The following is a 25728-nucleotide window of genomic DNA, read 5'->3' on the forward strand; positions in this document are numbered from 1 at the left end:
GCGACCGGATCCGACGTCGTCCTCCGGCCCGGGGACACCCCCTCGGCGACCGGGCTCACGGGACCCGGTGCAGCCACGCCTCGGTGGCGAACTTCGTGCGCACGAGCTCCTCCGCGGCCGCGTACTCGTCGGCGGAGATCGTGCCGTCCTCGGCGCCCGTGAGCGAGCGGAACGTGCCCTTGAAGCGCTCGATGATCTCGGCGCGGCTGAGACCTGTCTGACTGCGCAGCGGATCCACCCGCTTGGCCGCCGACGCCGTGCCCTTGTCGCTGAGCTTCTCGCGTCCGATGCGCAGCACCTCGGTCATCATCTGACCGTCGATGTCGTACGAGAGCGTGGCGTGGTGCAGCACTCCGCCGTTGGCCAGCCGCTTCTGCGCGGCGCCGCCGATCTTGCCGCTGGGGCCGGCGATGTCGTTGAGCGGCTGGTAAACGGCGTCGATGCCGAGCGAGCGCAGGGCCTGCAGCACCCAGTCGTCGAGGAACGCGTAGGAGTCGGCGAAGGTCATCCCCTGTACGAGCGACGCGGGCACGTAGAGCGAGTAGGTGATGATCTGGCCGGCGGCCATCATCATCGCGCCGCCGCCGGAGATCCGGCGCACGACGTCGAAGCCGTGCTTCGCCGCCCCTTCCGGATCCACCTCGTTGCGGTAGGACTGGAAGGATCCGATCACGACCGCGGACTCGTCCCACTCCCAGATCCGCAGGGTCGGACGGCGCCGGCCCTCGCCGACGCGGGTGGTGAGCACCTCGTCGAGCGCGAGGTTCATGCGCGGGGAGACCGCCTTCTCGTGCAGGATCTCCCAGTCGAAGTCGCGCCAGCCGGGCGCGGTCACCAGAGCGCGGCGGACGGCGGTGCCCACGGCCTCGGGCGTGAGGCCCAGCAGCTGCGCCCCCTCGGGGAGCGCCGCACGCACCGCGGCGGCGATGGCCGAGGCGTCGGTCTCCACAGGCAGGCCGGTGACGGCGGCGTTGATGTCGTCGAGCGCGTCGTCCGGCTCGAGGAAGAAGTCGCCCGCCAGCCGGAAGCCGGCGATCGCGCCGTCCGTCACCTCGAAGTCGACGACGACGAGCTTGCCGCCAGGAACCTTGTACTCACCGTGCACCGGTCCAGCCTACGCGGCGGCACGGCGAGCGGCGGCGTGCCGGAGCTCCGGCCGTTCTGCAGGGAGGCCGAGGCGTTGTGCAGGGCCGGACGGCCGAGACGGAGTCTCGACCCGCGGAACGGCGAGGATTTCCGGGCGACGCCCCTGCAGAACGCCGAAGGTCCCTGCAGAAGAGCCCGGGTGGGGAGCTGCCTCAGTCGCGCGGCGGCACGTGCTTGTCGAGCCAGGCGAGCAGGTCGGCGCGCACCTCGGCCTGCTGCAGCTCGTTGAAGATCTCGTGGCGCGCATCGGGGTAGACGAGCGTCGTCACATCGGTGAGCCCCGACCGGTTGCGGTAGTCGTCGGCGAGACGGTGCACGCTGCGCGGCCCGCCGACCGGGTCGTCGCGGCCGACCATGAGCAGCACGGGCACGTCTTTCGGGAAGTCCTTGCCGGGCCGCCCGTACAGCCGCGCGGCCTCGATCGGCCCGAACAGCTTCAGCAGCGGCACCTCGGTCGTCAGCGGGTCGGCGCGGAACGCCTCCCACACCGCGGGGTCGCGCGTGAGCCACTCGAGCCCGTGGGCGTCCGGCCCCTTCCACCGCGCGTTCAGCGGCATCGAGTTGAGGTCGGTCGGGGTGCGGTGGGCGGATCCGGTGAGGATCACCGCGTCGTAGGCGTCGGGATGCGCGTTGAGCACCATCTGGGCGAGGAAGGATCCCCAGGAGTGACCGAGCAGCACGAGCGGCAGCCCGGGGTTCTCCGCACGGATGAGCTCGGTCAGCTGCCATTCGTCGGCCACGACCGCGCGCATGCCGCCGGGGCCGAGCCGCCCCAGCTTCGCCGCGACGCCGTGCTGCTTCATGCCCGTGCGCCCGTGGCCGCGATGGTCGTCGGCATAGACCGTGAAGCCGGCCGCCGTGAGCTCGGCGATCACCGCACCGTAGCGGCCCGCGTGCTCGCCGACGCCGTGCAGCAGCTGCACGACTCCCCGTGGGGTGACGCCGGAGGTGGCGGGGTGGACGTCGTAGACGATCGCGATGCCGTGTGCGTCGATGAACTCGGCGGTGCGGGACTCAGCCATGCCCCGAGTCTACGGATCCGGCTGCCGCACGCCGCATCGGGTCCGCAGATGACGCGGCCCGAGCCCCGCGGTCAGAGCCGCTGAGGCGCTCCGAGCCCGAGCGCGGCGCAGACGGCGCGGGCCTCCTCGAGGTCGGTCACCTCGTGGCCGCCGCCGTCGTCGGCCGCGGATCCCATCCGCACGGATCCCGAGGCCGCGACCGTGCGCTTGGCGGAGAAGTGCAGCGCATCGACGCCGGTCGCCGCGATCTCCGCCGCGTTCGCCGCGGTGATGCCGCTGCCGGCCATCACCTCGATGCGGCCGCCGGCGGTCGCGACCAGGGCGCGCAGCAGGTCCGCTCCATCCTGTGCGGCCGAGGCGCCGCCCGAGGTCAGCACCCGGGTGAGGCCCAGGGAGACCGCGTGCCGGAGGCCCGCCAGCGGATCCGGGGTCACGTCGATGGCCCGATGCAGGGTGACCGCCGCCTCGGCGCGCACGTCGCGGGCCGCATCCCGCAGCCGCGCCAGGGCGTCGACGTCGAGCTCCCCATCGGCCGCCTGCGCGCCGATCACGACGCCGGTCGCGCCGTGGGCGAGCATCCACCGCACGTCGCGCACGGCGGTCGCGAGCTCGTCCGCGTCGTAGTGGAACCCGCCGGCTCTCGGACGCACGAGCACGTGCACCTCGGGACCGCCGTGCGCCGCCTCCTCGACCGCGAGCTCGAGCGTCGCCGGCGAGGGCGTCAGACCGCCGAGTGCGAGCCCCTGCGTCAGCTCGACGCGGCGAGCGCCGATCTCGCGGGCGACGCGCACTCCGGCGGCATCCTGGACGGCGACTTCGAGCGCGAGGGGCATTCGTCCATTGTCACGGGCGGACCGCACGAGCGGAACGGACGCGCCGCGATTTGTTCGGCATCTTTCGGAACATCGGATCCCCGCATTCGACCCGGATCCGGCGAGCACTCCCCCGGTCCGAGCCCACGAGGGAGAATACTTAGTTAGGCTATCTAAGCAATGGATGCCGAGAGACTTCACGAGACCGCGACCGAACTGCGTCTCGCCACGTTCCGGCTCGCCCGCCGCCTGCGCTCCGTGCGCGCCGTGGACAGCCGCAACGCCGCGATGAGTGACGCCCAGCTCGCCGTGCTCGCCGCACTCCGCGCCCACGGCAGACACTCCCTGACCGCCCTCGCCGACCGCGAGCGCGTCACGGCGCCGACCATGAGCGCGCTCGTCACCGGCCTCGAGGAACACGGGTACGCGGTGCGGATCCCCGACGACCAGGATCGCCGGCGCGTGCACGTCGAGATCACTCCCGCAGGCGAGAGCGTCGTGGCCGAGACCTTCGAGCGGCGCACGCAGCTGATCATGGCCGAGATCACGGAGCTCGATCTCACCGAGGACGAGCTGGGCGTGCTGCACGAAGCCAGCATCCTGATGCGGAAGCTGGCCGAGCTGTGAGCCAGATGTTCCGCTCGTTCGGGGCGTTCAACTACCGGATCTGGTTCTTCGGGGCGATCGTCTCCAACATCGGCGGGTGGATGCAGTCCACCGCCCAGGACTGGGTGGTGCTGACCGAGCTCACGCACAACGACGCCACGGCCATGGGCGCCACGATGGCCCTGCAGTTCGGGCCACCCCTCGTGCTCGTCGGCCTCACCGGCCGCGTGGCCGACCGCTTCGACCGGCGGCGCATCCTGCTCGTCACGCAGACGACGCTCATGGTGCTCGCGCTGTGCGTGGCGGGCCTGCTGCTCACGCACGTGATGACGCTGCCGCTCATGCTCGTCTTCGCGGCGTGCTTCGGCGTCGCGAACGCGTTCGACGCCCCCGCTCGGCAGGCCTTCGTCTCCGACATGGTCTCGATGGAGAACGCCTCGAACGCCGTGGCGCTGAACTCCGCCTCCTTCAACATGGCCCGGCTGATCGGTCCGGCCGTCGGCGGACTCGCGATCGTCGCCCTCGGATCCGGCTGGGTGTTCGTCGCGAACGCGGCGACGTTCCTGGCGATGATCGTCGCCCTGATGCTCATCCGCACCCGCGAGCTGATGCCCCGCCCGAAGAACCCCCGGGCCGGAGGGCTCATGGTGGGCCTGCGCTACGTGCGCAGCAGGCCCGATCTCATGGTCGTGTTCGTGATGGTGTTCCTCATCGGCGCCTTCGGCATGAACTTCCCGATCTTCGCGTCGACCATGGCGCTGGAGTTCCACAAGCAGGCCGACGGCTACGGCGTGCTGAGTTCGGTGCTCGCGATCGGATCCCTCACCGGCGCGCTGCTGGCTGCGCGCCGCGACCGGGCGAGGGTGCGGGTGCTCATGCTCGCGGCCGGCGGTTTCGGCGTCGCGTCGCTCGTGTCGGCGCAGATGCCGACGTACGTCTCGTACGCGATCACCCTCGTCTTCGTCGGCTTCTCCACGGTCACCATGCTCACCACCGCGAACGGGTACGTGCAGACCACCACGGATCCCGCCCTGCGCGGCCGGGTGCTCGCGCTCTACATGGCGGTCGTGATGGGCGCGACCCCGATCGGCGCCCCCATCGCCGGCTGGGTCGCCGACGCGTTCGGACCGCGCGCGGCGATCTCCGTAGGCGGCGCCGCCGGCCTCGCGGCCTTCGCGATCGGCGCGGGGTGGATGATGCATTCGGGCCGGCTGCACCGCCGGGAGGACGCGCGGTTCCTGCTGTCGCTGGACGAGACCCGTCCCGTGCGGGTGGTCGAGGCCATGCAGCGCGCGGTGACCCCGCCGATCACCAGCGCGAGCACGCCCATCCGCACGGAGCCGGAGGCGCCGCGCACCGAAGCCCCACTCACGGAGCCCCCGCGTGCGGAGAACCCGCGCACCGAGCCCGCGCGCGCAGAAGCCCCGCGTGCCGAGCCCGCGCGCGCAGAAGCCCCGCGGGCCGAGCCCCCGCGGGCCGAAGCGCCGCGCGCCGATGACCCGCGCTCCAACCGCGCGACCGAGCCGCCGCGCACCGAAGCGCCGCGGGCCGAAGCGCCGCGCGCCGAAGACCCGCGCTTCAACCGCGCGACCGAGCCGCCGCGCACCGGATCGGGCGACGGCGCGTGAGCGGCGCCGCCGCCGAGGAGGCCCGCGCCCGCCGTTCGCTGCTGCCCGCGCTCGGCGCGCTCTCGGCGTTCGGGCCGCTCTCGATGGACCTGTACATCCCGGCGCTCCCCCAGCTCGGCCGCGACCTGCACACGACCGAGGCGCTCGCGCAGGTGACGATGAGCGCCTGCTTGATCGGGCTCGCCCTAGGCCAGCTGCTGTGGGGGCCGATCAGCGACCGCTACGGACGCCGCCTGCCGCTGCTCTGGGCCGTCGGCGGGTTCGTGGTCGCCTCGATCGCGTGCGCGTTCTCGCCGTCGATCGAGCTGCTCATCCTGGTCCGCCTGCTGCAGGGGCTCTGCGGTGCCGCCGGGATGGCGATCGCCCGCGCAGTCGTGCACGACGTGTTCAAGGGCCCCGCGGCGACGGCCGGGTTCGCCACGCTCACGGCGATCTCGGGGGCGGCGCCGGTGCTCGCGCCGCTGCTCGGCGGCGCGCTGCTGACGTTCACCGACTGGCGCGGCCTCTTCGTCGCCCTGGGCGTGATCGGCGCCGTGCTGCTGCTCACGGCGGCGCTGTACGTGCCCGAGACGCACCCGGTCGCCGAGCGGACCACGGGCGGGCTCGGCAACGATCTGCGCGGGATCGGCGCGGCCCTCGGCAACGGGCCGTTCCTGGTGTTCGCCCTCACCCTGGGCCTGGCCTCGGCCGGATTCTTCGCCTATCTGCAGATGTCCTCGTTCGTCCTGCAGAACCAGTACGGCGTCGACGCGCAGGGCTTCGCGCTCATCTTCGCGATGAACTCCGCGGGCATCGTGCTCGGCGCGTGGATCAGCCGCCGCCTCGCGCGTCGACCTCCGCGCCCCGCGCGCACCCTCGGGGGCGCAGCCGCGGGGACCGCCGGCGAGCACCGCATCGACGGCCGCCGCATCGTGCTGACCTCGCTCTCGATCGGCACCGCGGCGGCCGCGGCCGTCCTGCTGAGCGCCCTGCTGCACAGCCCGCTGCCCTGGCTGCTCGCGCCGCTCTTCGTGCTCGTCGGCCTGCACGGCGTGAACAACCCCACGCTGACCGCGCTCGCCCTGTCCCGCATCACGCGCGGAGCCGGATCCGCCTCGGCCGTGCTCGGCACGCTCGCCGCCCTGCTGGGTGCGCTCCTGCCGCCGCTGCTGTCAGGGACCGGGGTGTCGGCCGCGCTCATGGGCGCGACGATGCTGATCGCTTTCGCGTCCGCGCTCGTGCTGCTCGCTGCGACCGGACGCATCACGCGTGCGCGAAGCTGATGCCGCGAACTTCTTACGAATCCGTGATCTTCCCGAGCCGTGCGCCGCGAGGGTTCCTACTCTGAGGACATGACCGGATCCGCGTCGCGCGACAGACTGCCGGCTGCCGCGGCCGGCGTCGCGGCGGCTCTGCTCGGCATCGGCGCCGGCGAGCTCGCCGCGACGCTGCTCGCGCCGTCGTCGAGTCCGTTCGCCGTCGTCGGCGGGTTCCTCATCGACGGCGCGCCCGCGTGGGCGAAGGACACGGCGATCGCGTGGTTCGGCACCGGGGACAAGGCGGCTCTGCTCACCGGGATCGCCCTCGTGCTGCTCGCCGCAGCCGGCGCCCTCGGGCTCCTGCAGCGACGCTTCCGCGGGGTCGGGGTCGCCGGATTCCTGGCGCTGGGCGCCGCCGTCGCGGTACTCGCCCCGCTGCGCGCCGACGCCGCCCCGCTGTCCTGGCTGCCCGCGCTGGTGGCCGGCATCGTCGCCGCACTCGTCGTGCGCGCCCTCGTGCGACGGCTCCCCGACCGCGAAACCGAACCTGAGTCCCGAGACCGCGCGACAGAACCGCTGTCTCGGGACGCAGGTTCGGTCTCGCGGTCCACCGCCCCGCAGCCCACCTCCCCGCCGTCAGCAACCCCGCGCTCCGCCGCCCCACCGTCAGCAGCCCCGCGATCCACCGCCCCGCAGTCCGCAGCCCCGCCGCCCGTGGCCGCCGCCCCGGCAGCGGACGGTCCCACCCGCCGGCGCTTCCTCGCCTGGACCGCCGGGGCCGCCGCGGTCGGGATCCTCGCGACGGTCGCGGCGACGGCGGGCCGGGCCGGATCCGTCGCCGTGACCGCCGTGCGCACGGCGCTCCGCCTGCCGAAGCCGGCCGTGGCCGCCGCGCCGATCCCCGCCGGCGCCGCCCTGAAGGTCGACGGGATCAGCCCGCTGATCACGCCGAACGCCGACTTCTACCGCATCGACACCGCCCTCGTCGTGCCGCAGGTGGATCCGGCGCAGTGGCGGCTGCGCATCCACGGCCTCGTCGCGCACGAGGTCACGCTCACCTGGGACGAGCTGCTCGCGCTGCCGCTCGTCGAAGCGGCGGCGACCCTGTCGTGCGTGTCGAACGACGTCGGCGGCGACCTCATCGGCAACGCCGTGTGGCTCGGCTACCCGATCCGCGAGCTGCTCGCGAAGGCGCAGCCCGCCGCCGACGCCGACATGGTGCTGTCCACCTCGGTCGACGGCTTCACGGCGGGCACCCCGATCGAGGCCCTGACCGACGACCGGAACGCGCTGCTCGCCATCGGCATGAACGGCCGGCCGCTGCCGATCGAGCACGGGTTCCCGGTGCGCATGGTGGTGCCCGGGTTGTACGGCTACGTCTCGGCGACGAAGTGGGTCACCGATCTCGAGGTCACCCGATTCGACCGCGCCACGGCGTACTGGACCGCTCGCGGCTGGTCGGCGCGCGGCCCCGTCAAGCTCGAATCGCGCATCGACGTGCCGAAGTCCGGCCGCGCGCTCCGGGCCGGGGACACCGTGATCGCCGGCGTCGCCTGGCAGCCGCACGCCGGCGTCTCCGCCGTCGAGGTGCAGATCGACGACGGTCCGTGGCAGCGCGCCGAGCTCGCGCCCGCTATCTCGGCCGACACCTGGGTGCAGTGGCGCCTCCCGTGGGCCGCGACCGCAGGACAGCACACCCTCCGCTGCCGGGCGACGGGTGCGGACGGCACGGCGCAGACCGCGGATGTCGCTCCCCCGGCTCCCGACGGCGCGACCGGCTGGCACACGATCGGCGTCTCGGTGAACGCCTGAGATCCTCACGGAATCCATGCGCTTCACTTCCTTCACGAATTTGTGAAATCGGCGTAGCATCGCTGCCATGAACACGATCATCCGCACCGACGGCCTCACCAAGCACTACGGCCGCGTGCATGCGCTCGACGGGCTGGACCTCGGCGTCGACGAGGGCCAGGTGCACGGCTTCCTCGGACCGAACGGAGCCGGGAAGTCCACCACGATCAGGATCCTGCTGGGCCTGGCCCGCAAGACGGGCGGCACCGCGACGGTCTTCGGCGAGGATCCCTGGACCGCATCCGTCGGGATCCACCGGCGCGTCGCACACGTCCCCGGCGACGTCAGCGTCTGGCCGAACCTCTCCGGCGGAGAGGCGATCGACTTCCTCGCGCGCCTCCGCGGCGCCTCGACGAAGGACCCCGGCTACCGCGCCGAACGCGAGCGCCTGATGACGGCGTTCCAGTTCGACCCCCGCAAGAAGGGCCGCGCCTATTCGAAGGGCAACCGGCAGAAGGTCGCGCTCATCGCCGCCTTCGCCGTGCCGGCCGAGCTGTACATCCTCGACGAGCCGACGAGCGGGCTGGATCCGCTCATGGAGGTCGTCTTCCGCGACGAGGTGCAGCGGCTCCGGCGGGGCGGGGCGACCGTGCTGCTGTCCAGCCACATCCTCTCCGAGGTCGAGCTGCTCTGCGACCGGGTCAGCATCATCCGCGCCGGGAGGATCGTCGAGTCCGGCACGCTCGCCGAGCTCCGCCACCTCACCCGCACCGAGGTGTCGTTCGAGGCCGCGGGCGAGTCCGCGCTCGCCGGGATCCCCGGAGTGCACGACGGCACGATCGACGACGGCCGGGCTCGGTTCACCGTCGACAGCGATGCGGTCCCGGCCGTGCTCCCCGTGCTCGCCCAGCGCGCCGTCACCGGCCTGCGCATCGAGCCGCCCTCGCTGGAGGAGCTCTTCCTGCGGCACTACGGCGACGACCTCGCCGCCCTCCGCGCCGCCGAGGAGGACTCCTCGCCGCATTCCGGCACCCGCGCCTCGCGCCGGGCCGCTGTGAAGGGGTCCTGATGTCCGCCCTCCTCCGCCAGCGCCTGCGTCGCGACTGGCTGCAGGTGCTGCTGTGGATCCTGGCCACGGTGCTCATGGCGTACGCGGGTTTCGCGGGCGTCACCCAGTCCTACGGGACGCTCAAGGATCGCGTCGAGGTGCTCTCCGCCGTGATGGCGAATCCGGTCATCATGATGTTCCGCGGCCTCCCCTCCGGCGCCTCCGAGGGGCAGTTCCTCTCCTTCGAGATCCTGCCGTGGCTGACGATGCTCGCGGCCCTCATGAGCACGTTCCTCGCCGTCCGCCACACGCGGGGCGACGAGGAGGCAGGTCGCACCGAGCTCGTCGCCGCCACGCCGGTCGGACGCGCGCTGCCCACGGTCGCGACGATCGTCCACGGTGTCGCCGCGAACGTCGTCCTCGGCGTGCTGGTCGCGCTGGCGCTGATCGGATCCGGGCTCGACCCCGCCGGATCCTGGCTCATGGGCGCCACCTCGGCGACCACCGGCATCGCCTTCCTCGGCATCGGCCTCATCGCCGCCCAGCTCATGCGCACCTCGCGCGGCGCCAACGCCCTGACGGTCTGGATCCTCGTCGGCACGTTCCTGATCAACGGCATCGGCAACGTCGCGGGGACCCCGAGCGACGACCTCACCCGCATCACCAGCTCCGGCCTCGTCTGGGCCTCGCCGTTCGGGTGGGCCGAGCAGGCCCGCCCCTATGACGCGGACAACGCCTGGCCCGCCGTGCTCGGACTGGTCGTCGGGCTCGTCCTCGCCCGGGTCGCGGTCGCCCTGCAGTCGATGCGCGACATCGGCGAGGGCTTCGTCCCGGCCCGCCCGGGTCGGGTGCACGCCCGACCGGCACTGTCCACGCCGCATGCGCTCGTGTGGCGGCTCACCAACGGCGCGATCATCGGCTGGGCGATCGGCGGCGCGCTCACCGGGGTGCTCGCGACCACGCTGTCCGGGCTCGCCGGGCAGATCTCCGGGCAGAACCCGGCGGTGCAGCAGATCCTCGACAAGATCGGCAAGGCGGGCAACCTCGAGGAGACCGTGGTCTCGGTGTTCTTCACGATGATGGGGATCCTGGCCGCCTGCGCCGCGGTGCAGATCGTCGCGCGGGCACGGCAGGAGGAGGCGCACGGCACAGCGGAGGCCGTGCTGGCGCTGCCTGTCGGTCGCGTCCGGTGGCTCCTGGACTATCTGCTCGTCGCGACGTCCGCGATCGCGATCATCGTCGTGGCGGCGATGCTCGCGGCCTACGCGGGTCTCGCGGGCAACAAGGACGCGGGGTCGCTCGTCCGGGTCGTCACGGTGGTCGGACTCGGGCAGGGCCTCGCCGCCTGCGTGTTCACCGTGCTCACGGCCCTGGTGTTCGTGCTGCTCCCGCGCGGCACGATCGGCATCGCCTGGGCGCTCGTGCTGCTCGCCACCGTGTTCGGCCTCTTCGGTCCGCTGTTCGGGCTGCCGGAGTGGACCACGCGGTTCTCGCCGTTCGCGGTCACCCCGATCGTCGACGGCAGCGGGACCGACCTCCGCGGGACGTGGTGGCTCGTGCTCGTCGTGGTCGCGGGCGCGGCCGCGTCGCTCGCCCTGATGCGCCGTCGCGAACTCCAGACCGCGGGATGATGGGGTCATGAAGGCGAAGGATCCGGCACCCGCCGTGCACCACGGCGTCGATGCCGCGGAGGCCGCGGCGGCGATGATCGCCGCCGTCGGCTTCCCGCGCATGCCCGGGCGCGTGATGATGGCGCTCATCGCCGCGCCCGCGGACGGGTACACGGCGGCGGAGCTGGCCGATCGGCTGGGCGTCAGCGCGGCCGCGGTGTCGGGAGCGGTGCGCTATCTGCAGACGATCCAGGTGATCCGGCGCGTCTCCCGTCCCGATCGCCGGCGCGACCACTACGTCATCATCCCGGACACCTGGTACGGGCTGATGACGAACAACGGCCCCATCTACGAACGCCTCGCCGCGCACATCGAGGCGATCGGCGCGGAGCACGACGAGGACCACGCCGCCCGGGACCGGGCGGCGGAGATGGCCGAGTTCTTCCGGTTCATGGCGGGACGCATGCCCCAGCTGATCGCCGAGTGGGAAGCCCTGCGCGCGGCGCGGCGCGCGCCGGACTGACCCGGCGACTCCCTTACCCGTGGTTCCCTGACCCGTGGTTCCCTTGCCCCAGGGGTGCCGTCCGCGGGTTCCCCCGCCATCCGCGGTTCCCCCGCCGTCCGCGGGTTCCCCCGCCATCCGCGGGTTCCCCCGCCGTCCGCGACACAACGCAGGAGAATCCCGTGGATTGCCACCGGATCCTCTCCCGCGCCGGCGGTTCTCCTGCGTTGTGTCCCGGATCCCGGCGTGCCGGGTCGACACCAGACCGGATGCGAGCCGCCCCGCCGTGCGGTGTCGGAACCGGGTGCGGCCTGCAGGGCGCACCGCCTCCTACACCGAGACCCCCACGTGGCGTCGAAACCCCCACGCTGAAGCGACTGGGTGTGGGGGTTTTGACGCGCCGTGGGGGCCTCGGCGAGATCGGCCAGACGCCACTCGGGCGTGCGCCACTCGGCCGGGCGAGACCGGCCAGGCGCCACTCGGGCGTGCGCCACCGGGGCGCTGCGGCGTCAGTGCTCCAGCACGAACCTCAGCTGCTCGAGCGCCCAGTCCAGCTCGGTCGCGCGCACCACGATCGGCGGCGCGATCCGGATCGTCTGGCCGTGCGTGTCCTTCACCAGCACGCCGCGGTCGAGGAGCTTCTCCGCGATCTCGCGGCCGGTGCCGCGGGACGGATCGATGTCGACGCCGACCCAGAGCCCCGCGACGCGCACCGTGGTGACACCGTGGCCGATGAGCGCTTCAAGCCCCTCGCGCAGGTGCACCCCGAGCGCCTTCGCGCGCTCCTGGAACTCGCCCGACTCGAGCATCTCGACGGCGCGCAGCCCGACGGCCGCCGCCAGCGGGTTCCCGCCGAAGGTGGATCCGTGCTCGCCCGGACGGATCACGCCCAGGACGTCCTCGTTCCCGACGACCGCCGAGACGGGCAGGATCCCGCCGCCGAGCGCCTTGCCGAGCAGATAGAGGTCGGGAACCACGCCCTCACGATCGCACGCGAAGGTCTCCCCGACCCGTCCGAGCCCGGACTGGATCTCGTCGGCGATGAACAGCACGTCGCGCTCGTCGCAGATCTCGCGGATCCGGCGCAGGTACCCGTCCGGCGGGATGATGACGCCGCCCTCGCCCTGGATGGGCTCGATGAGCACGGCGACCGTGTCCTCGGTGATCGCGGCCGCGATCGCCTCGGCGTCGCCGTAGGGCACGGCGTCGAAGCCGGGCGTGAACGGACCGAACCCGTCGCGCGCCGAGTCGTCGTCGCTGAAACCGACGATCGTCGTGGTGCGGCCGTGGAAGTTGCCGTTCGCGACGACGATGCGCGCCGCTCCCTGGCGCACGCCCTTGACCCGGTAGCCCCAGGCGCGGGCGACCTTGATCCCGGTCTCGACGGCCTCGGCGCCGGTGTTCATCGGCAGCACCAGATCCTTGCCGCACAGCCGGGCGAGCGCCTCGGCGAACGGCTCCAGGCGGTCGTTGCGGAAGGCGCGGCTGGTGAGCGCGACCCGGCCCAGCTGCTCCTCGAGCGCGGCGACGAGGGCGGGGTGGCGGTGCCCGAAGTTCACAGCCGAGTACGCGGCGAGCAGATCGAGGTAGCGCTTGCCCTCGACATCGGTCACCCAGGCGCCTTCGGCGCGGGCGATCGTCACCTCGAGCGGCGCATAGTTGCGGGCGACGTGCGGCTCGGGTGCTCCCGGTGCCTGAGCCTCGGCGGCCGAGGCCTCTCGGACGGCGGCGGCTGTCACTTCGCACCGCGCAGTTCGAGCGTGCAGCACTTGATGCCGCCGCCGCCGAGCAGCAGTTCGCTGAGGTCGACGGTGAGCGGGTTGTAGCCGCGCTCGCGCAGCTGCTTCTCGAAGCCGGTCGCGCGCGGCGAGATGATGACGTTGTAGCCGTCGCTCGCCGAGTTGAGTCCGAACACGGCGCCGTCCTCGTCCGAGACGAGGATCGCGTCGGGGAAGCGCTCCTCGAGGATCGCGCGGCTCGCGTCGTCGAAGGCGTGCGGAAGGTAGGCGATGTTCGCCGCGGCCGGTCCGCCGTTCTCCTCGCCGATGACGGGGTCGAGCACGGTCAGGGCGGTGTCGAGGTGGTAGAAGCGCGGGTCGACGAGCGTCAGCGTGACGACCTCGCGGCCGAACACCTCGCTGACCTCGCGGTGGCTGTCCCCCGCGGAGCGGAAACCGGTGCCGGCGAGGATCACGTCGCCCGCGAGCAGGAAGTCGCCCTCGCCCTCGTTGATCTCCTTCGGCATCACCGTGTCGAAGCCGTTCGCGCGGAACCAGTCGGCGAACGCGGGGGACTCGCCCTGGCGCTGCTCGTAGTAGAACGAGGGGACGTAGGCGCGGCCGCCGATCACGAAACCGCCGTTGGCCGTGTAGACCATGTCGGGGTAGCCGGCGAGCGGCTCGATGAGCTCGACCTCGTGACCCAGCTCGAGATAGAGGTCGTACAGCTTCTGCCACTGCGCGACGGCCTTCGCGGTGTCGGTCGGGTTCGCCGGCTCCATCCACGGGTTGATGCTGTAGTTCACCGTGAAGTGCTCCGGCTTGCACATCAGGTACCGGCGGTGGTGCGCGGTGCGGGCAGGCGTGGCGGCCGTGGCGGTCTCGGGCGTCGACATGAGGCTCCTCAGAATCTCCGGTGGCGGACGCTGTCCTGAGGCCCGGCGGTCCTTCGATCCGTTGTGCGGAGAAGATGCGACACGGGCACGCCGCCGTCCATTCTCGCACCCGACCCTGAACGTGGCCAGATCACCGGGCGTTCAGATGACCTCGGCGCTCCAGTCGTCCGGGTTGCCGTAGCGGTGCGCGGTGATCGCGATCGCCTGCTCGTGCAGGAAGGGCAGGAGCTCGATACGGCCCGCGGTGGTCACCTCTCCGGCGAGGATCGCGAGATCCGGATCCCCCTGCACGGCCTCGGCGAGCGTGGCGTGCAGGGAGGCGACGTCGTCGGCCGCGCCCACGATCCGCACGCGGTTCGGCCGCAGCGGCGCCAGGGCCTCGTCCAGGAGCCCGGCTCCGTTCCCGTCGCGATTCTTGCGGCTTTCCGCCCGGCTCTCCGACGATTTCTGCGACGGGAGCGGATCCGGCGACGGGCTCGACTCGGATCCGGCGGGACCCGTGAACCGCTCGATCCACTCCGCATCGCTCTCCACGAACACCGTGACACCGGCCTCGCCGAGCACGCGGCGCACCGCGGCGGGGAGGCCGATCGGCGAGGAGAGCGTGAAGGCGCCGCCGCCGCGGATCGCGGCGATCGCGACGCGCAGCAGCGCGCGCAGGGGCGCCTCCCCCGTGGCCCGCACCGCGACCGGCACGGCGCGATACCGGAACAGGTTGCGCTCCACGCCGAGGCGCGAGACGTCACGCACGCGTCCGAACTCGCGGTCCCATGCCAGGGCGTCCGACAGCGCCGCCCGGCGCAGCCACTCGAACGCGGTGTAGTCCAGCGACGGCTGGGCCGCCTCGATGAGCGCGGTGATGCGCGAGTCCAGCCCGCGCAGGTGCAGGGTCGTGGATCCGCTGCCGCCCGTGTCGCGCCACGCGCCGAGGCCGATGAGGTGGTTCGGGCCGCCGGCCTTGGTACCACCGCCGACCGAGGAGCGCTTCCAGCCGCCGAACGGCTGGCGCTGCACGATGGCGCCCGTGATGCCGCGGTTCACGTACAGGTTCCCGGCCTGCACGCGGTCCAGCCAGAGCGCGAGATCCGCGGGATCCTGCGTGTGCAGGCCCGCGGTGAGGCCGTAGTCGACGCCGTTCTGCAGTTCGACCGCCCGCGCGAGCGTCGGGGCGTGCATGATGCCGAGCACCGGCCCGAAGAACTCCTCGCGGTGGAAGCGCGATCCCGGCTGCACGCCGAGACGGATGCCGGGGGTCCACAGCCGGCCTTCGGATCCGGGGATCTCGCGCGGCTTCAGCAGCCACTTCTCGTCGGGGCCGAGCTCGGTGAGGGCCCACTGCAGCTTGCCCTGCGGACGCTCGATCACGGGACCGACCTCGGCCCGCGGGTCGTCCGGCCACGCCACCCGCAGCGAGCGCGTGGCGTCGACGAGCTGCCGGGCGAACCGCTTCGAGCGCCCCACGGGCCCGACCAGGATCGCCAGCGAGGCGGCCGAGCACTTCTGCCCCGCGTGCGCGAAGGCGCTCTTCACGAGATCCGCGACGGCGAGGTCGAGGTCGGCGGAGGGGGCGATCACGAGGGCGTTCTTGCCGCTCGTCTCGGCGAGCAGGGGCAGGTCGTGCCGCCAGCTGCGGAACAGCGCCGCGGTTTCGAAGGATCCGGTGAGGATCACCCGGTCGACGTCGGGGTGCGCGATGAGGTCCCGGCCCAGCTCGCCCTCGGAGATGTCGACGAACGCGAGCAGATCGCGCGGGATCCCCGCGTCCCAGAGCGCGGCCGCGATCACGGCCGCCGAGCGCCGCGCCTGCGGCGCCGGCTTGAACACCACGCCGGATCCCGCGGCGAGCGCGGCGAGCACTCCCCCGGCGGGGATGGAGAGCGGGAAGTTCCACGGCGGCGCGACGACCGTGAGCCGCGACGGCACGAACGCGGCCCCCTGCACCGCGTCGAGCTCCCTGGCCCGCGCCGCGTAGTACTTCGCGAAGTCGACGGCCTCGCTCACCTCCACGTCGCCCTCGGCGAGCACCTTGCCGGTCTCCACGGCGGCCACCTCGATGAGCTCCCCGCGACGGGACTCGAGCACCGCCGCGACGCGCAGCAGCACCTCCCCGCGTTCGGCGGCGGGGCGGGCGCCCCAGACGGCGGCCGCGCCGCGCACCCGGGCGAGGATGCGCTCGATCTCGGCGGGGTCGGTCACGAGCGCGCTGCGGACGAGCCCCTCGCCCGCGGTGCTCTCCGGGATGCGCTCCAGGATGCCGCGCGCCCACGCGCGGTTCGCCGGCAGCGCCGGGTCGCTGTCGGGGGTGTTGCGGAACCCGGGGGCGCCCGCGGCGACGGCGGTGTCGTCCTCGCGCGCGGCGAAGACCGCGGTCTCCACGAAGGTGTCGCCGGGGTCGACCGCCTGGGCGATCCCCAGCACGGCCTGGGTGAGGGCGGCCGCCTCGGTGTCGGGGTCGGTGGTGAGCGCGGCGGACTCGTGCACGGGCGCGAGCCGATTCTGCCGGCGGCGGGGGCCGGACGGCAGACCGGGGTCGGCGGAGCGCTCCAGGGAGAGCGCGAACCGGTTGATCTCGCGGTCCAGCAGGTCGGGGTTCTCCTGCAGCCGGAACGCGGCGGACAGGAAGTTGTCCTTCGACGCGTTCTCCTCGAGCCGGCGCACCAGGTAGCTGATCGCGACGTCGAACTCGCGCGGTCTCACCACGGGCACGTACAGCAGCACGTGCCCCACCTCCCGGCCGACGGCCTCGACCTGGCCCTGCGCCATGCCGAGCAGCATCTCGAACTCGACGGGCGCGGATCCGGATGCCGCCTCCCCGGCTTCGGGGCCCACCCCTCGGTCGCCGGCGAGCAGCCAGGCGTAGGCGATGTCGAAGAGGTTGTGCCCGGCGACGCCGACGCGCACGGCGCGCACGGACTCGGGGGTGAGCGCCGCGTCGAGGCAGCGCAGATAGTTCGCGTCGGTGTCGATCTTCGTGTCGTACGGAGCCGGGGTCCAGCCGTGCAGCGAGGCCTCCACCCGCTCCATGGCGAGGTTGGCGCCCTTCACGAGCCGCACCTTGATCGGCGCCCCGCCGTGGTCGACCCGGTCCTTCGCCCAGGCGGTCAGCTCGCGCAGCGCCGGCAGCGCATCGGGCAGGTAGGCCTGCAGCACGATGCCCGCCTCGAGACGGGCGAGACGCGGATCCTCCATGATCCTCGTGAACACCGCGATCGTGAGGTCGAGGTCGCGGTACTCCTCCATGTCGAGGTTGATGAAGGTCGGGTGAGACCCGGCCGTCGAGTTCGCCGCGACGCCCGCGGCGGTGAGATACAGCGGCAGCAGCCGCTCGGCGACCTGCTCGACGACCTCGTCGAAGGCCCACATCGAGATGCGGCTCATGACGGCGGACACCTTGACCGAGACGTAGTCGACGTCGTCGCGGCGGATCAGCTCGTGGATCCCGTCGAGGCGGCGCTGCGCCTCGTCCTCGCCGAGCACGGCCTCGCCGAGCAGGTTGAGGTTCAACCGGGCGCCCGTCGCGCGCAGCTTGGCGATCGCCGGGCCCAGCCGGGCGGGCCGCGCGTCGACGATGAGGTGCCCGACCATCTCGCGCAGCACCGTGCGGGCGATCGGCACGGTCGGCGCAGGAAGCCCCGGCGCCACCAGACCGCCGGCGCGCACCGCGGCACGCAGATACCAGGGCAGGAAGCCAGGAACGAGCGGGGCCACACGGTGCAGTCCCGAGGCGGCCGCGCCGAGGCTCTCCGGCCGCATCACGTCGTCGACGAAGCCGAGCGTGAACGGCAGCCCGTTCGGATCCCGCAGCACTCCGGCGAGCCGCTCGGCGGCGGGATCCGCATGGGAGGCGGCGGCCTCGTCGATCCAGCGCTGAGCGAGGGCGACGGCCCGGCGTGCGCGCTCGGTCTCCGAGGCGTTCAGCCACTGCGGCATCGGTGGTCCTTCCCTTCCCGCACCCTTCGGGTGGGCGCGCGCGTGCTCCCTCCCAGCATGGCGCTCCCCCGGCCGGGCGAAGAGGCGGCACGCCCGCCGGGGCGCCTGAATATGCTGTACCCGTGGGGGAAGAGGACGAAGCGGATGCCGCGGCGCGTGCGGCGTCGGAAGCCGACGTCTCTGCGTCTGCCGCAGCGAGCGCGACCGCGAAGAGGCGCGGACTCATCCGTCGCGGCTTCGACCTGATCCCCACATCCTGGTTCGCCGCCGGAGTTACCGCGATCTTCCTCGCCGTGACGGCCGCCTTCGGAGGGCTCGCCACCGTCGAGGATCCCGTTGCACATGTTCTGCCCGGCGAGGACTTCCACGGCGCCGGATTCGACATGAGAGTCACCGGTGCAACGATCGTGGATGCGCGCAAGGTCACGAGCTTGCAGCCGGGCGCCGGCCAGCGCGTGCTACTCGTCGCCCTGGATGCGACGGTCACCGAGCCGAGCCCGCGCGTCACCGCGGACGACGGATCACTGCAGGGGATCCGCGTCGAGGGCGTCGAGGCCAAACCCGTGATCATCCGTCCGGACGACAACGCCCTCGCGACGATTCTGCAGCCGGGCGTGCGGACATCGCTGCTGCTCGCCTGGCTGGTGCCCTCCGATCTGCAGGGCGAACGGGTGACCGTCCGGCTCCCCCTGGCGGACGAGGCGAAGAACAACATCCGATCGGGCACGCGTTGGGACTTCATCCGGTTCGGGGCCGAGACCCAGGTCACCGTGGTCGACGGCGGCCGCGGGGATCCGGAGCCGACCGCATGATCGGGCCGCGCAGACGCGCCCTGCTCGGCTGGACCGCCGGCGCCGCGATGATCGCGGCCTCCGCCGCACTCGTCGCGGTCACTCCCGGACCGAACGTCGACCCCGCCCCGTTCGTCGTCACCGTCGCACAGGGCGAGCGCGGGGTCGGGCGCAACATCGATGTCACGGTCGTGGACGTGCGGCGGACGCAGGAGATCTCGGTCCCCTCGTACACGAAATGGAGCGCCACGGGCAACTGGCTCGTGGTCGACCTGAAGGCGGCCGCGGTCGTGACCCAGTCCGGCGCGAGCCTCTCCGGCGCCCAGTTCCTCATCGACGGCAAGACCTACACCGCGTCGAACCGCCCGGACACGCTCTTCACCCTTCTGCAGAATTCACTCGTACCCGGCGTTCCCAGGGCAGGAGCGATCGTCTTCGAGCTCCCGGGAAGCCTGACCTCGGGAACCGGCGAACTCGCCTTCTCGGTCAGCAGCGACGTGCGGGCGGACTCGCAGATCCGCGTCCCGATCGACCTCGCAGAGGTGCCGACCACGGATTCCGTCGAGCTCCCGCGCGTGGGGTGGTCCCGATGACAGCACCGGATGCGCCGTCGCCCGCCAGCACTGTGGAAGCGGGCAGGATCCGCGAACGTCCTTCTCGGGAGAGGCGAGCAGGCACGCTGCTCTCGCTCGGCGCCCTCGTGCTGCTCATCCCCGGTGTCCTCCTTGCGACGGGTCTCACCCCGTGGACCGAGGATCGTCCTGAACCCGTCGTGGCGGGAGCATCCGGCACGGCCGAGGTCGGCGACGCGACCTGGGGACCGGTGAAGGCCGTCATCCTCGAGGACACCACGGGCCTGGACGTGCCTTCCGGGTCGAAGCTCATCGCCGTGAAGGTGCCGGTGGCACCGCACGACCCGGCCGCTCATCCGGTGCACTGCCAGTCTCCTCGCCTCGTGGAGCAGCGCACCGGACGCACGTGGGAAGAGGCCACGCTCGACATCGGGGTGCCTTACAGCGCGACGGAGCCCGTGCGATGCAACCCGGACGAACCGAACGCGGCGCTCATCGTCGCCTTCGTCGTCCCCGCGGGTTCCACCGGGCCCTATTGGGTCGATGTGCCGTTGACGGTGGGCGACTCGACGCCGTTCCCGCGCTTCTCCGTCATGCCCTGAGGCGCAACCGATGCGTCGGCCGCCAGTGCCGCGTCCACCGCATCGGGCACGACCTCGTCGACGACCTGCGCGGCTTGCAGCACCGCCGCCGCAGCTGCCTCCTGCGGCGTGGCGCCCCCGGCGACCGCGCTCTCCACGGCTTTCACGGCAGCTCCTCGGCGCAGCGCCCCGAGCGTCGCGTCGTAGCCGGCGGCGACCACCGCGATCCGCACCGGCTCCACGATCATGGGGACCAGCAGGAAGATCGGCGTCTGGTAGCGCATCCAGAAGGTCGCCATGTCCTGCGGACCGATGAGCGTGACGATCCAGCCCGGACCGAACCCCTGGATCGCGAGCACGACCGTGTACAGCAGGACATAGCTGCCGATCACCACGGGGCCGGCGCGCCACATGAGCAGCAGTGAGCGCCCGATCGGACGAAAGCGATCGAGCAGATCCTCCCCGATGTCGCCGAGGCGTGTCCGCGCCCACTCGGGCAGCACCGTGTAGCGCCTCTGCACGGTGCGCACGTAGCGGTTCCCGGCGTACCGGGTGGAGACGGTGATCCGCTCCGCCGCGATCGCCTGTCCGTAGATGACTCCCGCCACGGCGAGCCAGGCGAGAGGCTGCAGCAGGACGCCGCCGAGCTGCCCGATCAGCCACAGCACGCCGTCCCAGACCCAGCCCAGGACCGCGATCCGCTCGGCCACCCAGGCGTGCACCTCGCCAATCCACACCATGGCCGCACGGTGCGCGACCCAGTCCCCGACCGTGCGGGTGATGTCGCCGAGAGTCCACACGAAGAAGAAGAGCCACACGGCTTCGAGGTACACCGCGACCAGGGACAGCGACCGCGGCAGTTTCTCGTCCCAGCGCTTCCACGCCCAGCGGAGGCCGTACGCGACCACGATGATCACCCAGGTCCAGACCCCGAACCCGGCGGAGCTCACGTCCTCGCCGGACACGTCCTCGCCCGCCCAGATCCTCCCCGTGTGGACTTGGAGGGCGAGCCGCACGTACTCGAAGAAGTCGTCGCGCAGGAATCCGTATGCGGCGTACACGGCGAAGAAGGGCAGGACTCCGGCGAGCAGAGAGTTTACGAACGTCGCCACGCGCTCCCGGGCGCTCTCCGGAACCGAGGCGATGAACCCCAGTTCGCGCAGCGCACTGCGTGCGACGAGGAACATCGCCACGAAGCTGACGAGACGTGCCAGCACGGCCAGCGGCAGCAGGAGCAGACCGCCTGTGCTCCACCAGCCTCCGACGAACCCCGCCAGTTGCAGAGCGAAGTGATTGCCGAGCCAGCCGGCCAGGAACCACGCGAGCAGCTGAGGGGCGGAGCGCAACAGCACCCGACCGACCGTTCGAAGTATGTCCCCCACTGGGCGCAGATTATCGTGCACGCGAGCTGAGCCTCCGATGCGACAGCTGGGTGATCCTTCGGGCCGATCTGAAGGATCACCCAGCTCAGGTGCCGCCTATTCTGAACCAAACAGCAGGTTAGAAGCGTCCACGTGCGCCAGAGTCCCCATGTTGATACGCATACGCGGCGTTCTCAATTGCCTGCGCGATTCTGTTTGCAGTGCTGGCCGCCGAAGACCTGTTGCCCTGCCCAATGTAACCCTGAAGATTGCTCACCGTCTGAAGGAATGTCGAAGCTGCGGAACCCAGAAAGATGGGCCTACCGCACTCAGTTCCTGATTGGGCGTAGCTTCTCGCGCGTCCGAAGTCGCCTCCGCTTGCCGCCGAAGCTGCGCTTCGGAAGTTTTGCGCACACGCTATCCATGCGTTCACGTTGGGCACGTAACCTGCCTGGATTGTTCCGGCGCTGACGTGCACAGTAGCCGCTTCAGAAGCTATTGCCGGGGAACCTGTCATCATGACCGCAGCGAGAACCGGAGCAGCCAAAAGCGTGATTCTGTTGATGACCTTCTTTGTCTTCATACGTACCCTCCTAGGTTTGCGTCCTTGTCTCAAGGATTGCTTCACCAACGTAACAGGGGGCCTCCGACACCAACGGCCCTCCAAATCGGGAGGGTCCGGTCTAGTCACATCAGCGGCATGCCGCTCAGACAAGGACGAGACTAAGCCCAGTCGAACAGACTGCAGCCCTCAGTCCGCCCAGACGCTCGGCGCAGGTGCCTTGGTCGGGGGCAGGGCCGAGGCGGCGGCCCAGTCGTGGATCCAGTCCTCGACGTCCGGCACGTCCTCGGGGCGGCCGAGAGCCCCGAAGAACTCCTCGTGCGAGACGGTCCCTCCCGTGCGTCGCAGCATACGCGCACGCACGATCACCCGGGCGTACACCTCGCCGTCCACGACGGCGCGATGCTCCATGAACAGCGCCTTGTCGTCGTGCCCGATGAAGCGCGACTCGATGTCGAAGCGCTGCCACAGCTCGAGGGACTTGCGGAACGTGACGGTCTCGCTCGAGACCACGGCGTACCAGCCGCGCTCCTTCATCGCGTCGAACAGCCCGGTGCGGATCAGGAGGTCCCACCGTCCGAGGTCGAACAGGGACAGATACCGACCGTTGTTCATGTGCCGCAGGATGTCGAGATCCGTCGGCAGCGTGGTCAGGCGGATCCGCCCGACGGCGGTCGGCGCGAGGGTCCGCCCCCGGCGGGCGCGCCGGCGAGCGGAGAGGACGACGAGCAGGGTGCGCCAGATCACGTTCACACGAGGAGCGTAGTGAATCCGGCACGGATCCCCGTGATCGTTTGTCGGATCCTCACAGTCCCTCAGGAGTCGGAAACCGCGTCGAAACAGACCTCGGCCCTCGATTTCGCGTCGGCGCACGGCGCGCGTAGAGTCACGATCATGAGCGCCGAAGCCCTTCCCACCGTCACCGTCCGGCCTGTTCGCGATGTCGATGCCGAAGCGCTCGGCCGTGTGCACGCGAAGTGCTGGCACGAGACCTACGACCACCTCATCAGCACCGCGACGCTCGAGGCCGTGTCGCCCAAGCGCCTCGCCGAGCTGTGGACGCACTGGGCCTCGCAGGGCGAGGAGTACCGCATGAGCGCGGCGCTCGTCGACGGCGAGATCGTGGGCTTCGTCGGATCCGGCCCGGCCCGGGACGAGAACCCGCCGGCAGAGCGCGAGCTCTACTTCATCTACCTCCTGGACGCCTGGCACGGCACCGGCATCGGACAGCGGCTGTTCGACGCGGCCGTCCACAAGGGCGAGTCGAGCTACCTCTGGGTCGCCGAGGACAACCCCCGCGCGCACCGCTTCTACGTCCGCAACGGCTTCGCGCTCGACGGCGCCAGCCAGCAGGAGCCCTTCCTCGGCGAGACCATCAAGGAAGTCCGCTTCGTACGCTGACCGCTCCGCGCGCCCGTGCGGCGCGCTTCGGCCCGGTCCCCGTCGAGGCCCCCTCTGAGCACCCGCGCCCCCTCGGGCGTGCGGCGCCAGGAGGGGGCCTCGGTGCTGCGAGGGGGCGTCGGGAAGCCAGGCGCACTGGCGCCCGCGTGCAGCGCTCGCGGGCCGGGCCGGCTCAACGCGCAGCGGCGTAGATGAGCACCTTTCCGGTGTCCTCGTCGCGCTCGCCGCGCAGCGTGTACCCGAGGCGGTCCAGGATCCGGATCGAACCGGCGTTGTCCGCATCGACGGTCGCCCAGACCTCGGGCAGCCCGAGCCCGAAGCCGTAGGCGGTGACGGCACGGGCGAGCTCGGTGCCGATCCCCTGCCCCCACTGCGACCGCGCGAGGACGTAGACGAGCTCCCAGCCGGGCACGTCGTCGCTCGGCGAGGGCTTGATCTCGGCGTGCCCCACGACCGCCCCGTCGCGCTCGACCGCCCATACGGCGAAGCGCTCGGCCGGATACACGGTCTCGAAGATCCGCCCGAACAGCGCACGGTCCTCCTGCTCGGCCTGCAGGCCGTCGCCGACGTAGCGGGCGACGTCCGCGTCCTGGAAGAGCGCGACGAACGCCTCCTCGTCGGCGCGCGCGTAGGCGCGCAACCGCAGCCTCGCGGTCTCCAGCGCCGCGGTCGGCGCCGACGCCAAGCCGCCCTTGGCCGGCTCCTCCGTGGTCACCGTCCGGATACCTGCCCGAAGAGCTTCGCGATGGGGGCGAGGACGAGGGGCCGGGCGGCGGCCCATCCTGCGGCGATCACGACGAGGGAGAGCAGGAACACCCAGAACCCGGTCCAGGTCACGGCGTCTTGCGCGGCGAACATGTGGTTCAGGTTGCGCAGCATGCCGGTGAGCAGCACGAGCGCCACGTGCACCACGATGAACGCGGTGAAGAACAGCATCGTCGGGAAGTGCACCGCGCGGGCGATCTCGATCGGATAGGCCTTCGACAGGCCCGCCGCCTTCTTGGGCCAGAGCCCCGACATCCGGAACCCGGTGGCGATGGCCACGGGCGCGGCGAGGAAGACGATCGTGAAGTAGGCGAGCTGCTGCAGGCTGTTGTAGTTCACCCAGCCGTTCTCGGTCGGCCAGTCGAAGGAGACGTACTGCAGAGCCGCCGAGAGCGCGTTCGGGAACACGTCCCAGCTCGTCGGCACGATCCGCATCCACTGGCCGGTGACGAACAGCAGCACCACGAAGATCACGCCGTTGACGATCCAGAGCAGGTCCAGCCCCTGGTGGAACCACAGGGTCAGGCTGATCTTGCCCTTCGGGTTGCCCCGCGGCGTCCAGAACGCGGTCGGCCGCTTCTCGCTGCGCACGCGCAGGCCGGAGCGGATGATCAGCGTCATCAGGAACACGTTGAAGAAGTGCTGCCAGCCGATCCACCCGGGGATCCCGACGGGCGCGCCCGCGGGCAGGTGGTACTCGCCCGGATAGGTCGTGAGGAAGTCCTGCATGAACGGCAGGCTGAGGAACGCCCGCACGATCGCGATCGCGGCGCCCGCGAGGACGGCGAGGCCCGCCGCGGCGAACAGCCCGCCGATCGCCTGCGGCCAGGTGGGACGCAGCTTCGACGCCGCGGGCTCCGCCGCGACGTGACGGGGGGCCGAGCCGTTCCAGACGGTGCGCGTGAACGGCAACGGCGCAGAGACATCCGGGCGCACAGCGACGGCGGATCCGGCCCCGGCATCGTTGCGCGAGGACGCCGCAGCCCGCACGGGGTCGTTGAGCGAGGACGCCTCAGGCGCCCGAGACGAAACGCCGTCCGGCACGGACCGTGCATCGTCTCGCTCGGCGACCACGACGACCGTCCCGGCCGGTGGCCAGGGCTCTCCCCCGGCCACGCGCGGCAGACCGCGACGCAGGACGGATCCGGTCGCTGGGGCACCCGACGCGACGGCCGCAGAGGACGCCACAGCCCCCACGGGGTCGTTGAGCGAGGACGCCGCAGGCGCCTGAGACGAAACGCCGTCCGGAACGGACCGCGTTTCGTCTCGCTCCGCTCGCTCGACGACCCCGGGGGTGCTCGACACGACCACCGTCGCAGCGCCCGCCGGGGGCCACGGCTCACCGCCGGCCACGCGCGGCAGACCGCGGCGCAGGACGGATCCGGTCGCGGGGGCACTCGACGCGACCGCCGCCGCACCCCCGGGAGCCGCCGCCGAGGACACCGAAGCCCCCACAGGGTCGTTGAGCGAGGACGCCGCAGGCGCCCGAGACGAAACGCCGTCCGGCACGGACCGCGTTTCGTCTCGCTCCGCTCGCTCAACGACCCCGGGGGCGACAGTCACCCGGGTCGCCTCGGCCTCGGGCCCGGGGGCGACAGCCGGCTCCGCCGACGCCCGCTCGACGACCCCGGGGGCGACGACCTCCGGAGCGGCGACCGCGTCGAGCGCACTCGCCGCGACCACTCCGGCGGGCGGCCAGGCCTCGCCGCCGCGGATACGGGGCAGTCCCCTGCGCACGGTCGTCATGG

20 protein-coding genes and 1 pseudogene are annotated in these 25728 nt (G+C 71.9%); 11 read left to right on the top strand and 10 right to left on the bottom strand.

The features are described from left to right. Positions 1-55: 55 nt before the first annotated feature. From WFJ17_RS00495 to WFJ17_RS00505, 3 genes are all read right to left on the bottom strand, one after another. On the bottom strand, positions 56-1105 hold the full coding sequence (locus WFJ17_RS00495; RefSeq protein WP_251442441.1) for a lipoate--protein ligase family protein: 1050 nt from the start codon (positions 1103-1105) through the stop codon (positions 56-58). A 193-nt stretch (positions 1106-1298) separates the two neighbouring features. Then, entirely contained in the window at positions 1299-2168 is an 870-nt protein-coding gene (locus WFJ17_RS00500) for an alpha/beta fold hydrolase (protein ID WP_336647368.1), read from the bottom strand. Positions 2169-2239: 71 nt separating this feature from the next. Then, positions 2240-3001: a copper homeostasis protein CutC gene (locus WFJ17_RS00505; protein WP_292887565.1), complete on the bottom strand. Its 762-nt coding sequence runs from the start codon at positions 2999-3001 to the stop codon at positions 2240-2242. A 159-nt stretch (positions 3002-3160) separates the two neighbouring features. Here WFJ17_RS00505 and WFJ17_RS00510 point away from each other — a divergent pair, with 159 nt between their 5' ends. The 7 genes and pseudogenes from WFJ17_RS00510 (at position 3161) to WFJ17_RS00540 (ending at position 11424) form a co-directional block, all read left to right on the top strand. Next, positions 3161-3607 (top strand): MarR family winged helix-turn-helix transcriptional regulator, encoded by a 447-nt coding sequence (locus tag WFJ17_RS00510; RefSeq protein WP_251442452.1) that lies wholly within the window; start codon positions 3161-3163, stop codon positions 3605-3607. Between the two features lie 5 nt (positions 3608-3612). Beyond that, positions 3613-4863 (top strand): annotated as a pseudogene (locus WFJ17_RS00515) (MFS transporter); the annotation flags it as partial. Between the two features lie 347 nt (positions 4864-5210). After that, positions 5211-6476 (top strand): multidrug effflux MFS transporter, encoded by a 1266-nt coding sequence (locus WFJ17_RS00520; protein WP_336647369.1) that lies wholly within the window; start codon positions 5211-5213, stop codon positions 6474-6476. A gap of 69 nt (positions 6477-6545) precedes the next feature. Next, a complete protein-coding gene (locus WFJ17_RS00525) occupies positions 6546-8264 on the top strand; it encodes a molybdopterin-dependent oxidoreductase (RefSeq protein ID WP_336647370.1) in 1719 nt (572 codons plus the stop codon). Between the two features lie 67 nt (positions 8265-8331). Further along, a complete protein-coding gene (locus WFJ17_RS00530; RefSeq protein WP_336647371.1) occupies positions 8332-9312 on the top strand; it encodes an ABC transporter ATP-binding protein in 981 nt (326 codons plus the stop codon). Next, a complete protein-coding gene (locus WFJ17_RS00535) occupies positions 9312-10922 on the top strand; it encodes an ABC transporter permease (RefSeq protein ID WP_336647372.1) in 1611 nt (536 codons plus the stop codon). Before WFJ17_RS00530 ends, WFJ17_RS00535 begins: the two co-directional genes overlap by 1 nt. A gap of 7 nt (positions 10923-10929) precedes the next feature. Then, positions 10930-11424, top strand: coding sequence for a GbsR/MarR family transcriptional regulator (locus WFJ17_RS00540; protein WP_251442467.1), 495 nt, complete (start codon positions 10930-10932; stop codon positions 11422-11424). Positions 11425-11912: 488 nt separating this feature from the next. Here WFJ17_RS00540 and rocD read toward each other — a convergent pair whose 3' ends face one another. From rocD to WFJ17_RS00555, 3 genes are all read right to left on the bottom strand, one after another. Continuing rightward, positions 11913-13142 carry an ornithine--oxo-acid transaminase gene (gene rocD, locus WFJ17_RS00545; RefSeq protein ID WP_336647373.1) on the bottom strand — a complete coding sequence of 410 codons (1230 nt, stop codon included), beginning with the start codon at positions 13140-13142 and terminating at the stop codon, positions 11913-11915. Further along, positions 13139-14017: a dimethylargininase gene (gene ddaH / locus WFJ17_RS00550; RefSeq protein WP_251442472.1), complete on the bottom strand. Its 879-nt coding sequence runs from the start codon at positions 14015-14017 to the stop codon at positions 13139-13141. Before ddaH ends, rocD begins: the two co-directional genes overlap by 4 nt. A 141-nt stretch (positions 14018-14158) precedes the next feature. Next, positions 14159-17947 carry a bifunctional proline dehydrogenase/L-glutamate gamma-semialdehyde dehydrogenase gene (locus tag WFJ17_RS00555; RefSeq protein ID WP_336647374.1) on the bottom strand — a complete coding sequence of 1263 codons (3789 nt, stop codon included), beginning with the start codon at positions 17945-17947 and terminating at the stop codon, positions 14159-14161. Positions 17948-18069: 122 nt separating this feature from the next. Between WFJ17_RS00555 and WFJ17_RS00560 the strand changes: the two genes are divergently transcribed. The 3 genes from WFJ17_RS00560 to WFJ17_RS00570 are packed head-to-tail and all read left to right on the top strand — an operon-like array spanning position 18070 to position 19912. After that, positions 18070-18759: a hypothetical protein gene (locus WFJ17_RS00560; RefSeq protein WP_251442489.1), complete on the top strand. Its 690-nt coding sequence runs from the start codon at positions 18070-18072 to the stop codon at positions 18757-18759. Beyond that, positions 18756-19331 carry a hypothetical protein gene (locus WFJ17_RS00565; RefSeq protein WP_292887599.1) on the top strand — a complete coding sequence of 192 codons (576 nt, stop codon included), beginning with the start codon at positions 18756-18758 and terminating at the stop codon, positions 19329-19331. The genes WFJ17_RS00560 and WFJ17_RS00565 overlap by 4 nt, the downstream gene beginning before the upstream one ends. Further along, on the top strand, positions 19328-19912 hold the full coding sequence (locus WFJ17_RS00570) for a hypothetical protein (protein WP_251442495.1): 585 nt from the start codon (positions 19328-19330) through the stop codon (positions 19910-19912). Before WFJ17_RS00565 ends, WFJ17_RS00570 begins: the two co-directional genes overlap by 4 nt. Here the strand turns inward: WFJ17_RS00570 and WFJ17_RS00575 are convergent. Together WFJ17_RS00575 and WFJ17_RS00580 are read right to left on the bottom strand one after the other, a co-directional pair. Further along, complete coding sequence (locus tag WFJ17_RS00575) at positions 19843-21243, bottom strand: hypothetical protein (RefSeq protein WP_251442498.1); 1401 nt, start codon at positions 21241-21243, stop codon at positions 19843-19845. The genes WFJ17_RS00570 and WFJ17_RS00575 overlap by 70 nt on opposite strands. 760 nt (positions 21244-22003) lie before the next feature. Continuing rightward, positions 22004-22567, bottom strand: coding sequence for an acyl-CoA thioesterase (locus WFJ17_RS00580; RefSeq protein ID WP_251442501.1), 564 nt, complete (start codon positions 22565-22567; stop codon positions 22004-22006). 141 nt (positions 22568-22708) lie between these two features. Here WFJ17_RS00580 and WFJ17_RS00585 point away from each other — a divergent pair, with 141 nt between their 5' ends. Next, a complete protein-coding gene (locus WFJ17_RS00585; RefSeq protein WP_251442504.1) occupies positions 22709-23215 on the top strand; it encodes a GNAT family N-acetyltransferase in 507 nt (168 codons plus the stop codon). Positions 23216-23387: 172 nt separating this feature from the next. Here the strand turns inward: WFJ17_RS00585 and WFJ17_RS00590 are convergent, their stop codons facing one another. Next, on the bottom strand, positions 23388-23930 hold the full coding sequence (locus WFJ17_RS00590; protein ID WP_251442507.1) for a GNAT family N-acetyltransferase: 543 nt from the start codon (positions 23928-23930) through the stop codon (positions 23388-23390). Further along, the gene (locus WFJ17_RS00595) at positions 23927-25726 is read right to left on the bottom strand and encodes a cytochrome b/b6 domain-containing protein (RefSeq protein ID WP_336647375.1); all 1800 of its coding nucleotides are present in this window, start codon (positions 25724-25726) and stop codon (positions 23927-23929) included. Before WFJ17_RS00595 ends, WFJ17_RS00590 begins: the two co-directional genes overlap by 4 nt. Positions 25727-25728: the final 2 nt, after the last annotated feature.

Origin of the sequence: Microbacterium sp. MMO-10 (assembly GCF_037148715.1) — a bacterium.
Taxonomy (GTDB): domain Bacteria; phylum Actinomycetota; class Actinomycetes; order Actinomycetales; family Microbacteriaceae; genus Microbacterium.